This is a genomic window from Aeribacillus sp. FSL K6-1305 (assembly GCF_038050115.1).
Lineage (GTDB): Bacteria > Bacillota > Bacilli > Bacillales > Aeribacillaceae > Aeribacillus > Aeribacillus composti.
In genome coordinates this window covers 913,870-927,659 of sequence record NZ_JBBOQV010000002.1, presented here as the reverse complement: position 1 = coordinate 927,659, position 13,790 = coordinate 913,870, and the positions used below count along the sequence as shown (strand labels likewise).

The 13,790-nt window shown below is 39.2% G+C and carries 12 protein-coding genes and 1 pseudogene; 2 read left to right on the top strand and 11 right to left on the bottom strand.

The features are described from left to right. From rpe to rhaA, 7 genes are all read right to left on the bottom strand, one after another. Nucleotides 1-681, bottom strand: coding sequence for a ribulose-phosphate 3-epimerase (rpe, locus tag NST97_RS14320; protein WP_341343561.1), 681 nt, complete (start codon nucleotides 679-681; stop codon nucleotides 1-3). A gap of 281 nt (nucleotides 682-962) precedes the next feature. After that, nucleotides 963-2,567 carry a response regulator transcription factor gene (locus NST97_RS14315; RefSeq protein WP_130158497.1) on the bottom strand — a complete coding sequence of 535 codons (1,605 nt, stop codon included), beginning with the start codon at nucleotides 2,565-2,567 and terminating at the stop codon, nucleotides 963-965. A gap of 3 nt (nucleotides 2,568-2,570) precedes the next feature. Further along, nucleotides 2,571-4,388 carry a sensor histidine kinase gene (locus tag NST97_RS14310; RefSeq protein ID WP_341343374.1) on the bottom strand — a complete coding sequence of 606 codons (1,818 nt, stop codon included), beginning with the start codon at nucleotides 4,386-4,388 and terminating at the stop codon, nucleotides 2,571-2,573. Beyond that, nucleotides 4,378-5,421, bottom strand: coding sequence for an autoinducer 2 ABC transporter substrate-binding protein (locus tag NST97_RS14305; RefSeq protein ID WP_063386509.1), 1,044 nt, complete (start codon nucleotides 5,419-5,421; stop codon nucleotides 4,378-4,380). Before NST97_RS14305 ends, NST97_RS14310 begins: the two co-directional genes overlap by 11 nt. A 69-nt stretch (nucleotides 5,422-5,490) precedes the next feature. After that, complete coding sequence (locus tag NST97_RS14300) at nucleotides 5,491-6,105, bottom strand: histidine phosphatase family protein (protein ID WP_066250433.1); 615 nt, start codon at nucleotides 6,103-6,105, stop codon at nucleotides 5,491-5,493. Continuing rightward, complete coding sequence (locus tag NST97_RS14295; protein ID WP_327863021.1) at nucleotides 6,102-7,568, bottom strand: FGGY-family carbohydrate kinase; 1,467 nt, start codon at nucleotides 7,566-7,568, stop codon at nucleotides 6,102-6,104. Before NST97_RS14295 ends, NST97_RS14300 begins: the two co-directional genes overlap by 4 nt. Before the next feature lie 216 nt (nucleotides 7,569-7,784). Further along, a complete protein-coding gene (gene rhaA, locus NST97_RS14290; RefSeq protein WP_341343373.1) occupies nucleotides 7,785-9,041 on the bottom strand; it encodes an L-rhamnose isomerase in 1,257 nt (418 codons plus the stop codon). Nucleotides 9,042-9,466: 425 nt separating this feature from the next. On the opposite strand from rhaA, the gene NST97_RS14285 reads away from it, so the two are divergent. Next, nucleotides 9,467-10,648: an IS701 family transposase gene (locus NST97_RS14285; protein WP_339192808.1), complete on the top strand. Its 1,182-nt coding sequence runs from the start codon at nucleotides 9,467-9,469 to the stop codon at nucleotides 10,646-10,648. A 291-nt stretch (nucleotides 10,649-10,939) separates the two neighbouring features. Further along, a complete protein-coding gene (locus NST97_RS14280) occupies nucleotides 10,940-11,374 on the top strand; it encodes an acyl-CoA thioesterase (protein ID WP_341343372.1) in 435 nt (144 codons plus the stop codon). A 62-nt stretch (nucleotides 11,375-11,436) separates the two neighbouring features. Here the strand turns inward: NST97_RS14280 and NST97_RS14275 are convergent, their stop codons facing one another. From NST97_RS14275 to NST97_RS14260, 4 genes and pseudogenes are all read right to left on the bottom strand, one after another. Next, nucleotides 11,437-11,772, bottom strand: a complete 336-nt coding sequence (locus tag NST97_RS14275; protein ID WP_130158503.1) for a DMT family transporter — start codon at nucleotides 11,770-11,772, stop codon at nucleotides 11,437-11,439. Between the two features lie 22 nt (nucleotides 11,773-11,794). Beyond that, on the bottom strand, nucleotides 11,795-12,118 hold the full coding sequence (locus tag NST97_RS14270) for a DMT family transporter (protein WP_130158505.1): 324 nt from the start codon (nucleotides 12,116-12,118) through the stop codon (nucleotides 11,795-11,797). A 259-nt stretch (nucleotides 12,119-12,377) separates the two neighbouring features. After that, nucleotides 12,378-12,884 carry a hypothetical protein gene (locus tag NST97_RS14265; protein ID WP_341343371.1) on the bottom strand — a complete coding sequence of 169 codons (507 nt, stop codon included), beginning with the start codon at nucleotides 12,882-12,884 and terminating at the stop codon, nucleotides 12,378-12,380. Between the two features lie 306 nt (nucleotides 12,885-13,190). Next, nucleotides 13,191-13,683: pseudogene (locus NST97_RS14260) on the bottom strand (short-chain dehydrogenase); the annotation flags it as partial. Nucleotides 13,684-13,790 lie beyond the last annotated feature (107 nt).

Below are 13,790 nucleotides of genomic sequence, written 5' to 3'. Positions count from 1 at the left end.
TTAATCCCCCGTTTTTACCTTGGCTGTTCCTTCAATAAATTGACGAAGATGAATAACAGCATCATGAAGAGACCCTTTGGATTTAAACAAGCTGGATGTGCCGCAAACGAGCATTTTTGCTCCATTTTCCAAAACCTTTGGGATCGTTTCATAACCTATATTGCCGTCAACTTGAATCAATATATTGTAGCTTTCTTTTTCAATCAATTGATGAAGTTTCTTGATTTTGTTATACATCGTCGGTATGAATTTTTGACCGGCAAAACCGGGGTTCACTGTCATCAATGTGACATAATCAATCACATCCTTCACATATTCAATCGATTCAATTGGAGTGGAGGGGTTTAAGGCCACTCCCGCTTTTATGCCTTTAGATTTGATCGTTTGCAAAACGCGCTGCAAGTGAATAGTTGATTCAATATGAACCGAAATCATATCCGCACCGGCATCAGCGAATAAATTTATATGCTCCTCCGGCCTCATAATCATGAGATGAATATCTAACGGCTTATCCGTTGCCGCACGGATGACGTTGACCATATCCGGCCCCATCGTAAAATTCGGAACAAACGAACCGTCCATAATGTCAATGTGAAAAAAATCGACCCCGGCCTGATCAAGTTCTTGCACATCCCTTTTTAAATTTCCCATGTCTGCACACATTAGCGACGGTCCTATCATCGTCACTGAAAATTCCCCCGTTTTCACAGATAAATTCAAGTGTTATCTTTTTATAAACATATTAATGAAATCGCTTACTTATGGATAGGGGGTAAAATTCGGATTGGTGTGACAATATTCAGTAAATTTTAAAAAAATAAAAAACGTACTGGAAACAAATTCAGCACAGCTGCCGATACAAAGTTCGGTATGTGCCAACCGTCTTCAGTACGTTCTTTTAAAAAGGTTTCAAGTATCTTTGTATTTCAACGATCAGTTTTCAACGCCTTCAGTGCGTCCTTTTAAAAGCTCCCCCGTTTTTCCCTGTATTGCGACGGTAATAAGCCGGTCCATTGTTTGAATAATCTGCTGAAATATTTTGCATCTTGATATCCGACATGAACAGCTATATCATAAATTTTCATTTCCGTAGCAGCCAATAATTGTTTCGCCTTTTGAATTCTCGCATTCGTTACATAATCCAGAACTGTTTCTCCTGTCTGATTTTTAAAGTATTCGCAAAAGTAGGTTGGGTTTAAATGAACATGTTCCGCAATACGTTTAATGGTAATATTTTCGCCAAGATTAGAATGAATCCATTCTTTTGCTTTAACAATTGGGTCACTTGTATTTTTCCGATAATATTCTCTCATTTTTCTAATTTTCATGATCCAGTTAATCATTTCCTGTCTCAAAACAGAAAAGGAAGCCGGTTCATCCGTAATCGAAAACGCCTCGCTAAGCAGTGTAGGAAGCTCGCTAATCCCATCATCCTGTATCCATTGGTTTATGACCCGGATGCACAAATAACGAACTGATTCTTGAAGCAAAAAAGGTGAGGTCATTTTTTTAAGCTCGTCAAAAAATGAGTTGATTGCTGTTAAAGCATTTTGCTCTTCATATTTCATTGCTTCAACCGTTTGTTCAGCCCATTTGTACACTGCCGGCGGAACATCCGTAATCTTATTATAGGTAAGGTGCTTTAAAGATTCCGTTTTAAAAAGCTTATTCCCTCCTTGAATCATCCTATATTTCATTGCCTCTCGCAGCTCGTTCTTCACATCCACTAACATTGATAAATCCACAAATGGCTGTCCTAAAGCAATCGATGCCGTAAAAGGCGTTGTCCTCTGAATGGTTGTTTTGAGCGACAAACAGCTTTGTTCAATTTTCGCTTCTTCCCCGTTATAAATAAGCACCCAATACGAATATTGGTTGTTTTTCCAAATCCAATTGCGTTCCTGCATAAACGATTTTCGAATCGATTCTTTGATGGTGACATCCCATTTCTTCCATTCATCCTTATTTTCGAAGCCGTTTCTAGAAAACGCATTATCTATACCGATATAAAGCAAGTTATACTTTCCATCTGGAAAATCACGTGTCCAGTCCAAATACGACACATCCATATTTTCAACTGCCGTTGTATCGCTTAATAATTGGATTTGCTTTTCATACGTCAATTTTGTTTGAATTTCTTCAGCCTCTTCGATTAGTCTTTTGTTTTTCTTGTCAGTTACTATAAGCTCCTCTACTTTTTGTAAGTGGGATTCAAAATTCTCTCGATCTATCGGTTTTAAAATGTAATCAATTGCCCCTTCCCGCAGCGCTGTCTGGACATATTTAAAATCATCATACCCGCTGACAATAATGGAATAAAAGTTATACCCTTTTTCTTTCAGTAGACTAATTAATTCCAATCCGTTTATAACCGGCATTTGCACATCGGTAAATATAAGATCGAAGGCGCCAATTTTTTCATGAATTTCTCTAAAAGCTTCATCTCCGTCTGAGAATACCCCGCAAATGTGCCAGTTTGGCCTAAACTTTTTAATTAGTCTTTCAAGCCCCTGTCTAATCCGCGGCTCGTCATCGACAATTACAACCTTTATCTGATCCGTGATCATTAATCACCTCCTCCCTTTCAAAAGAAGCTGGTTTGCTTGATAGGCGTTTATTTTTGGTATTCGAATTTTAATCATAGTACCTTTATTTACATGACTAGTAATCGATAATCTGTAATGATCCCCAAAAATCATTGTAATTCTGGCATTTACATTGATAATTCCTATGCCGGAATCCCTTCCTAACATTGGATCAGCCATCAATCTTTCATTTAACTCTTCCAGCTTTTCCTTGGCAATTCCAGGACCGCTGTCCAAAACAGTTAAAATGAGGTCCGGATGCTCTTCACAAACTGAAATATTCACTTTTAGCTCTCTCTGTTTTTCAAGTCCGTATTTGATTGAGTTTTCAATGATTGGCTGCAGCACAAATTTAGGAATATAGTATTCTAGTAATTTCTCTTCTTTTTCAATTTCAAAGTGCAGTCGTTCTTCAAACCGGAACTTCTGTATGCGTAAATAATCTTCAATATGCTGCAGTTCATTCCGTATCGTGACTAATTTATCTTTGTTATTTAAAGAATACCGAAGCATTCTTCCAAGCAAAGTCAGCATTGTTACAACATCTTCTGTTTTTTCTTCTTCGACCGACATGCTGATTGTTTCTAATGTGTTATACATAAAATGAGGATTAATTTGAGATTGCAATGCATATAATTCAGCTGTTTTTTGTTTAAGCTCTACATTATATTTCTGCTTAATCAGCTCTCGAATTTCCATCAGCATTGAATTAAAGCTTTTAGCCAGCTGCCCGACTTCATCATTTGAATGAACAGGTATATTAATGCTTAAATCTCCTTTTTCAACTTCCTTCATCATTTTGCTTAAATTATTTAAAGGACGGGTTACATTCATTGCAAAGAATATGGAAATGGCGGTCGTTATTAAGGCAAACGCTATGAAAATGAGGATTGTCACGTTTCTTACTAAATCCGTTGTTTCTGTTAAATTTTTTATTGGCATGCTATGAGCCATCACCCACGGCAATACACTCGACTCATTTAAGCTAACCAGCAGGCGCTCGCCGTTCTTTTTTATAGTAAAGCTGCCGTTTAAAATTGGATATTTGTCAATTCTCCTATCGACTGTGCCGATTTTGGAGCGATCTGAATGATATATAATCATTCCGTCCTTCGTCATCATCCATACTTCCGCATCTTTTTCATGCAGCAAATCCTTAGCGAACTGCTCTATGAATGTTACATCTACCACAATATATATTGTTCCCAGCTTTTTTCTATTATCGAAGTCGGTGATTTCTTTTATTAGCATAAAATAGGAAGGAGACCCTTCAAAAGTCAAGTTAATTTGACTTGATAACACTACTTCCATACTTCCAACTTTGCTTAAAGAATTCAAATATGGCAACGAACCGTCATGAAAGCCAAAATTCTCATAAGGTAAAGTAGTGCTTGAAAAAACACGGTTCTTCGATATAAGGAACACTCCTAAAATATTGTCTGTGTGGTTTCGCAAGTATGTTCTTGTTAAATAGCTTTCAACAATATACTTATCTCGGAGTCTTTTAGATTGAGTAGTTTCTTCCGATTCCCGTAATATTGTCATCACATCGCTCGAATTATACACTAGGTTTGGAAGCGCTTCCAATTTCCTGATTTCATTTTCGATATTATTATTCACTTGCTTTAATAATCGCGGAGTGTATTTTCCGACTTCTTTCTCGATCGAGGATGTATACTGCGAATACGCTAAAAGACCAAGCAAAGCCATTGGAATAACAGTCAGCAGAACATAGGAAATAATTAGTTTATGTGTTAAAGACAAAGATTTTCGGCTTGAATCGTTTCTTCTCTTAAAAATCATATTGATCCACATTCTCTTTTGTAAAATCGATTGGCTGTCCCATAATCACCATGTCGCCGTCAAAACTAATATTCCCTATATTCTCCACAAACTGTCCATCATACGGCAAATCCTCCAACACTAAGTTTTTGGCTAACGCAATGGTTAAATAACCGAGCTTTTGCGGACTCCATAATGTGATGGTTTGCAGCACATCCTCTTTCAAATATGGTCTTGTCATGTTCGGAGTCGATGTTCCAACAACTTTAATGTCTCCAGATTTTCCGTAATCCTTTAACGCCTGCGCAATAGCAGGCGGGTTCACTGTCGATATACCAATGATCCCTTTTAGATCATCGTATTTTTTTAATAGGTTAACTGTTAAATTGTAAGCTTTGTGAATATCTTCATTCGCATACTCCACATCGAGCAGCTCTAATTCTGGATAATATTCTTCTTGCTGCACCTTTAACCACCTAATCCAATTGTTTAAATTCGCAGCAGTCGGCGAGCCGGTCAAAATAACGTATTTCCCCCTTTCTCCCATTTCTAATGCTAAAAGATCCATAATATGTCTTCCCATTTGCTCGGCATCGACCATATTGACAAAGAAGTCACGATATTTTGCGTCTGTGTCTGCATCCCAAGTGATGACTTTTATCCCTTTTTCACGGGCCTGCTGCAGAACCGTACCCAATTTTTTCGGGTCATTTGCTGAAACAGCAATCACATCTACTTTCTGCTCTATCAGCTCATGAATAACGGCAATTTGTTCCTCTGCGGTTGCCGCAGAAGGCCCTTTATAGATGACTGTAACATTCAAATCCTTCGCTGCTTCTAAGGCTCCTTCCTTTGCTGCTAAAAAATAAGGAATATTAGCGATTTTAGGAACAAGTCCAATGACAATCTCATGTTCATGATTCCTGTTGCTTTCATGATTCATTTGTTCAGTTGGTTTATCTACATAAATAACCTCATATTCTTTTGATAAAGAGCAGGATGCCAAAAGGAACAGGAAAAAAGCAAGGGCGAAAAACTTAAACGTTTTGTTCAATTTTCTCCATACCTTTCCGAAAAGGAAATTTTTTAAGATCGATTTGATGCTTATCGGAAACTTCCTGCTTCAAAGAAGATGCAAAATACTGTTCCATTGAATAATGGATGCCTTTCCTTTACCGTGATATTCAATAATAGAAACCCCTGTATTGTCCATTTTTATTTTGCGGTAATGCGAAAAAGGTAATCCAAACCATTGCGTTGCAGCAATACGGTTTACTGTGTTATGAGCTACAACAAGCGCATTTTTATCTGGATATGTTTTCGATACCTCTTCAAAAAAAGATTGGATCCGATTATAAACTTGACTTGCAGATTCTCCCGTTTCCCCGGCAAAACACTCTGCTGGATTCGTTAACCAATCTGTCCATGAATCCTTATGTTCTCTCTCAATCATTTGTACCGTTTTTCCTTCCCATTTCCCGAAGTCAATTTCTACAAGACGCTGATCTTCAATAACTGGCAAACCAAACTCTTTGCTTATAATTGCAGCTGTTGCCGATGCTCTTACTAGAGTTGAAGAAAAGACCGCGTGAAACTTTACGTGCTTCAGCGCTTTAGCTGCTGCTTCCGCCTGCTTAATCCCTTGCTCTGACAGTGAAACATCCGTCCTTCCGCAATATTTGTTGCCATCCCGATTCCATTCCGTTTCTCCATGGCGTAAAAGGAAAAATCTTGTCACAGCACAACTCCTCTCTTTTTAAGTGCTTGAATAAAGCGTTCATATCCTTCTTCATATTGTTCACTTATATGTTCTTCAAACATCACCTCTTTTTCTCTTTTCAGCATGTTCTCCCCGGCTTCTTGAATACTTCCAAAATATGAAGCTGCCGCAACAATCGCAGCCCCAATAGCACCGTCGCTATGCTTCATTTTAATAATAGGCTTCTTTAAGACATTGCTCCGTATAGTCAGCCATACATCACTGCTGCTTCCTCCGCCTGCTGTAAAGACAGCCCTCACTTTCTCGCTTGACAGCTTTTCAATCATCTCGTAAGCCATTCTTTCAAGATAGGCAACACCTTCTAAACGGGAAATAAAGAGCTGTTCTTTTGTCAAACCTGGTTCGTCAAAGCCTTGTATGTCAGGAAATGCAAAAGGAAAACGCTCTCCCTTTTGCCGGAGCGGATACGAAATCCACCGGCTTGGGAAATATTCATATGCTTTACTATTTAAATAAGCTAATTCATCTTTTGAATAATCAATTGAAATCCAATCTCCCCCTGTGTTGCTCGCACCGCCCGGCATCCAATATCCATCTGGATGGCGATGGTTATAAAGTATTCCCTTCTCATCTATTATTGGCTCGTATGTAATCCCTTTTATTACTAAAGTTGTGCCAATTGTCGTGTTCCAGTTTCCAGGTGATAATGAACCGGATGCGAACTGCGACGCACAACCGTCAGTCAGTCCGAGTGTAACGCTTACATTTTCCGGCAACCCTGTTTCCTCCATACATTCCTTTGACACATTCCCGGCAAAAGTCCCTGAAGGCAATACGATTGGAAGTGATTTAACAGGTATTTTTAAAGTTTTTTCAATATATTCCGGCCATTTTTCATTATTTAAATCATAGCCGCTTTTAAATGCACTCGTATAATCGGTTATTCCCCATTTTCCCGTTAATTTCCCGATAATATAGTCAGTAGGATGCGCCCATAAACATACATCCTTTGCTATTTGCGGAAAATGTTTATGGAACCAAACAATTTTCGGCAAACCATACGAGCTGGAAAATGCCGTATAATGCCCTGCTGCAAAGGCAGCCTCTCTGCAAAGCGCTGCCTCAGATGCTGACCTGCTGTCGCTGTACATTAAGGCATTGTATAGCGGTTCATATTGTTTATCAAGGGGAATTACAGTACCTGATGTGGAAGTGACAGACAAGGAAACAACTTGATTAAGAATTTTTTGCTCCTTCAAACTATTTGCTACTTGTCGAATAGATTCAGCGGTATGCTGCCACCACATAAACGGCGATTGCTCCATTCTTAACTCGTTTCCTTTCGCCAAGTTAAAAGTTACAGTACTGGCTGCATAAATAGTTCCGTTATAACCGATTGCAATTGTGCGAATGCCCTGTGTTCCAATATCAATTCCTATAAAAATTGGCTGTGATTTGTTCATTTCATCAACCTCTGCCACACATTTTTTTCTCTTTCTATTATCTACTGATGCTTCGGATGCTAAAGCTATTAAGTGAAATTGCCGAATCGAGCACTTCCTATATTTACTTTATTTTCTCCATTAGGAGTGAAGCTTTCCTTAATCCACGAAGTCTTTATAATTTTTCAGCTCTTTTAATTCACTGATCGGCTAATTTGAGCAGCAAGAGAATTCATACTCTTGCCATATTTACGACTACTGTCTCTTAGTTAATACTTTCTCCTCATATTTTTGAATTTCTTTTAACCATTCTTCTCTTACAGGAACATTCATTTTCTCACAATAATAATCCCAAATTGCACCGAAAGGATAAGTTTTAAATTCCTCCATAACCGCCAATCTTTCCGTAAAGTTTCCCTTTTCTTGCAATTGCTTTAAATACTCATGCGGCATAAGCATTGCATATAATAAAGCTTTAATCATATTACGCGTTCCAATGACCCATGCAGCAAGACGATTGATGCTGGCATCAAAGAAATCAAGTCCGATTAAAACCTTATGCAGCGCATCATTGCGCACGATTTCAAGCGCTATTTCACGCAATTCATCATCCAAAATCACGACATGGTCGCTGTCCCACCGAACCGGTCTCGATACGTGTAAAGCAAGCCTGTCGCTATAAAGCAAAATCGATGAAATTTTATTTGAGACTGTTTCAGTAGGATGAAAATGACCTGTATCTAATAAATATATTTTATTATTTTGTAAGGCGTACCCTAGATAAAATTCATGCGAGCCGACAACAAAAGACTCAGATCCTATTCCAAACAATTTGCTTTCGACTGCATCCAAATTATATTTCTCATTGATCTCTACACTAAAAATTTTATCCAATGATTCTTTTAATCGCTTCCTTGGAGTCAATCGGTCGCTTGGAATGTCCTTATAGCCGTCCGGAATCCATATATTTGTTAAGCATGGTGTTCCAAGCTCCTTGCCAAAGTACTCACCGATTTTTCGGCTCCTAATACAGTGGTTGATCCAAAATTCTCTAATTCCCGGATCAGGATGAGACAACGTCAGTCCATCTGCTGCTTTTTCATGCGAAAATAAGGTAGGATTAAAATCCAGCCCTATACCAATTTTTTTCGCCCAATTAACCCAGTTTTCAAAATGTTTCGGTTCTAACTGATCTCTTTCCACTTTTTCACCATTTGTTTCTGCATAAATGGCGTGTAGGTTGACACGATGTTTTCCTGGAATTAATGACAGCGCTTTCTCTAAATCCTGCCTTAATTCTTCAGCATTTCTTGCCTTTCCCGGATAATTTCCTGTTACATCAATCCCCCCTGAAAGCTCGCTTGCATCTGCTTCAAATCCTTTTACGTCATCACCTTGCCAGCAATGGATAGAGATTGACGCTTGCTGCAAGTTTTCTAATACTTCTTCAATATTTATTCCCCATTTTTCATAGACTTGCCTTGCTAGCTCAAAAGATTCTTTTATAACCATAAATTATCCATCTCCTTTAGTAAACTAGTACTTTTTTCTAATACATTATGAATGTACCTTATGATGTTTTTATGAACTGTTATGAAAATTTAGAAATTTTAAAGTAAACGGTTTCAATTTTCTTCACTAACTGTCGTACATTCCTTCACCTTTGGACAAATTAAATTCTTTAGCTTGATAAATGCCAGCGTCGGCGCCAAGGAAAGGGGGAAGAGTTCATGACATCTTTTATTTTCGCTTTTTGCATAAATATAAAAATATTCCAAACATACTAGTTGGTTTTTACTGTAATTTCAATTATATACAGTAGATGAGCAAAATCACTAACATAAATTTACATCGAAACAAAAAAGGAGACATGAACCCGATTCCTTGGTTAGAATAGATGTGCCAACAAACCATTCACACAAGGAGGTTCATGTCTCATGAATAGATTAGCACATCATCAAGGAATCCACAAGTTTTTCACGATGTTGGGGTTGGCACTTTATTTTTCAAAACCTGTCATGAAGCATCTCGTTCATATCGTGGATGCGATGATCACGAAAGGCTTTTCTGGAACGTTGACCGATCTTCATCATTGGAGCTTTCACCCCAATCATCGAACGACACTCAGCCATTTTTTCACGAAAAGCCCTTGGGATGAAGAGACGCTGCTTGGCAAACTCCAGCAATGGATGCTTCATCGTGTCGAACGGATCGCCAAACAGAAAAATCAACCCCTTTTTGTTTCGATCGATGATACGATTTGCCAAAAAATCAAGCCTTCGTCACGGGCAACGCACGCCATTCAAGGGTGTGATTGGCACTATTCTCACACAGAGAAAAAGTCGATCTGGGGACATTCTCTTGTTTGGCTCATGGTTCATACGATGACCCAGGCTTTTCCCTTTGCGTTCCGCCTCTACGACAAGGCGGCTGGGAAAAGCAAGGGGGAACTCGCGATCGAGATGCTTTCTTCTTTGGATGTACGCCGTCCCGTTTATGTGCTGATGGATTCGTGGTATCCATCGCAAGCGCTCGTGGAAGCCTGTCTGAAAAAAGGATTTCACGTCATCGCGATGCTCAAAACGAACCGGATTCTCTATCCGAAAGGCATCGCCATCCAAGCCAAACAGTTTGCCCGCTATATCGAACCGAACGACACCCATCTCGTCACGGTGGGAGAAGAGCGTTATCGCGTGTATCGCTACGAGGGATCGCTGAAAGGTCTCGATGATGCCGTTGTGTTGTTGGCTTGGAAAGCCGATCAGCCGATGACACCCGAACATCTTCACTGCGTCTTGAGCACCGACCGGGAGCTAAGCGATGAAGAGATCTTGCGCTACTATGCCCAGCGTTGGTCGATCGAATGCTTTTTTCGACAAGCGAAAGACCAGCTGAAGCTCGATGGGTACCGCGTTCGTCAACGTCGGGCGGTGAAACGGTATTGGATCTTGGTGCAACTCGCTTATGTGTACAGTATGGTCGAGTCCAACCGGGATTTCTCTACTGGGCTTGATCTTCTCCGAACGAAGAAAGGGCATAGTCTCGTCGAGTTCATTTACCATGCAGCGAAGCAAGATATTCCCATTGATGTTGTCAAAAAACAGCTCCATGTGGCATAAGGGGTACCCTGTTTGTCTCTTTTGGTATGGTAATTATTGTTATGAAAATTGCTCATCTACAGTTATATAATACTTTTGTTTATTATTGAATATATTTTTTTATTTTTGTTCTTTATGTTATTTCCTACATCTGTCCTAATCAAAGAGGTGAACGCAACTTTAGCATCAATGTTTGAATTTTTGACAGACGCTCAGCTTATTTCGAACTTCTTTACAAAGTCTTATTTCCCGCTTTAATTGATAGAATTTTCATTATATAATGAAAATAACATTTTTTCAGGAGGGTACATAATGGAAGGATTCCGTTTTTCACACCGCCTGCGGGTGCGCTACTCAGAAATTGACGGACAAAAAATTGTCTTTAACGCCCATTACTTGACATATATTGACGTTGCGGTTATTGACTATTTTGAGGAAGTGTTTGGGCGGGATCTCGAGGAGCTTGCCCAAGAAAATATATTTGATATTGCAATGGTCAAATCAACGCTGGAATATAAAAAGCCAGCCCGTTTTAAAGATATGCTTGAGATCTGGTGCCGAACATCACGAATTGGCGGCTCTAGCCTGACAATGGAGTTTATCATCACAAAAGCGGGAGAAAAAGACCCGCTGGTTCAGGCTGAAGTGATCTATGTCAATTATGATGCCGCCGCTGGAAAATCGAGAGCGATTCCTGATTTCGTCCGTCAGCGAATTAAAGAATTCGAACCGGCAGTCAGCCTATAAACGAAATACAAACGTTTAGACCTATAGCTGACTCCTTGCGCCCTTCAGACAGGGGGTCAGTTTTATAAAACTTTATCTGGACTTTTTGGAGCATTTAATAAAATCACCCCGCCAATGATCAATACTAGACCAACTAATGTAATAATATTAAATGGGTCCCGCCATACTAGAACACCAATTAACGCTGTAAAAGCTGTCCCCAGCCCCGACCAAATCGCGTAGGCCAAGCTTAACGGAACTGTCTTAAGACATAACGACAAACAATAAAAAGATAATCCATAACCAACTATAACACCAATGGAAGGGAAAAAACTTGTAAATCCATCTGACAATTTAAGCATTGTCGTACCAAGTACTTCGCTGATAATAGAAATTCCTAATGCGATAAAACCTTTCATACAATTGCCTCCTCTCTCATCGTTAATGAGAACTGCTGAGTTTCAAAACAACCACTCCACAAATGATTAGAACTAAGCCTAAACATTTTTTAAGATCAATACTTTCTTTATAAAAGATAACACCGACTAATGCAGTTAAAGCCGTACCGAAGCCTGACCATATCGCATAAGCCGTACCAAGCGGTATTGCTTTTAGAGATAAAGATAAGAGATAAAAAGCTGCGCCATACCCCATTACGACTCCGATGGAAGGAAACAACTTTTTAAATCCATTTGATACTTTCAGCATTGAACTTGCAAATACTTCACTTATGATGGCTACTGCCAAAATTACATATTCCTTCATGTGAATCCTCCTAAAACTTAACGGTCCTTCGCACTTTTGTCCTTTTTGATATAACAATTTGATAGTCTTTGAAAAATACGTTTTGACTGACCTGATAAAATCCAATCCATCGCTTACTCACAGTCATGCACGCAGACTCTCGTCTTTTCACCAGCAACTAGTACAAAATACTAGGAAAAATCATGTCCGCAACATTACGTGGAGAAGAGTTAGAAAAAAAGGAATTCCAGAAAGGTCCAAGGAGATTTTTACAATGGATCTAACGTCTAATCAATAAATGGATCCCCTTGAAAATGGCCACCCACACTATAAATGGTAAGTCCATCGTTTGATGAACTTGAACTTCGTAATCATACATTTCTAAAAGATTTTTAAATATCGAAGAAATTTTGTTCGCTGTCAGAATGACCTCTTTTCCATTACTAATCGTTATCGTTTTAAATGCAAGAGTAGAGTTTATATGAAAGCTGTTCTGGCTATAAACCATTCGAAGCTCTTTAAAAATAGATTTTTTCTTATGAAGTGACAAATTTTTAATTCGTACAATTTCTTTTCCGTCTGGTTGAAGCACAACAAAGGCGTTATGTATGAAATGTTCTTTTGTAGATATTGCCTTATATTCTTCTTTTCCAGAAAAAAACGAATACTTTCCAATTGGAAAACTCCATTTAGGATGAAGCAACACTTCTTCATCAGTCTGTATTTCACGGATACGAGTTTTCGTTAAATCCATAAATGAATCTTTAAAAATAAACGAATAAGTCATTTTTTCTCTCCATCTTTGTCAAATCCTTTATACTGCTTCCCATTAAATGAAAAAGAATTTCCTTCTACGCATATTTTATCACAGGTTTTCATCATTCTTTCTTCCTCTTATCTATCCACCTTCTCCCCCCTCACCCTTCGACTCCCATACAGCTACAAGGCTTCGAGAGAATAGAAGATATCATCAATTTTCCACAAAAGAAGAAGCCGAACATGCGCCTGGTGATCAAGTTCGACTTCTTGGACACTTTTTTAAACATGAAAATAAAGATCCGCACTGCGGTGCATATCGAGCTATCGCTTCCCGTTAGCGGTACTCGGAAGCATTCGCTGGCTTTCCAGCATCCTGCACTTCTCCGATATATCGCCAGGCATCTGGCTGTGAGCCATCAAGATCATAAAAACCATACACTTGCGCGAGCTGACCGCTTGACACAGATTGACCGTTCCAGCGAGCAACCTTCGGATCACCGGCTAAAGCGGCCGACAAAACGCGGCGTTTCCGAGATGATGAATTGGGGTTCCTTTACAAGGCATCACGCCAGTTTTCTTCTGTCATACCATAGTGATCAAGCATAATTTCAGAACGCATCCAACCCGGAGTCTGCTACGGCGGTGCATTGATATGGTAAAAGCTTATGGACTAAAGACTTTGCCATACGAATGACAGACATCTTGGCAAGATCGTAGAACAGTGATAAACGGTAGTTTTTCTCGTTGTATTCTGCCGTGCCATCCGTTATCTCAACGACCAGCCCGTTCTTATTTCGGATTAACAGGGGTAATGCAAAGTGGAGCGTCAAATACTCTATCTGCAGAGGCATCAAAAGAACGTTTCATCGTTAAGGTTATTGTAGATGTACTAACCATTCTCATCACCCTTTACAAAATAATGAATTTGTTGCAA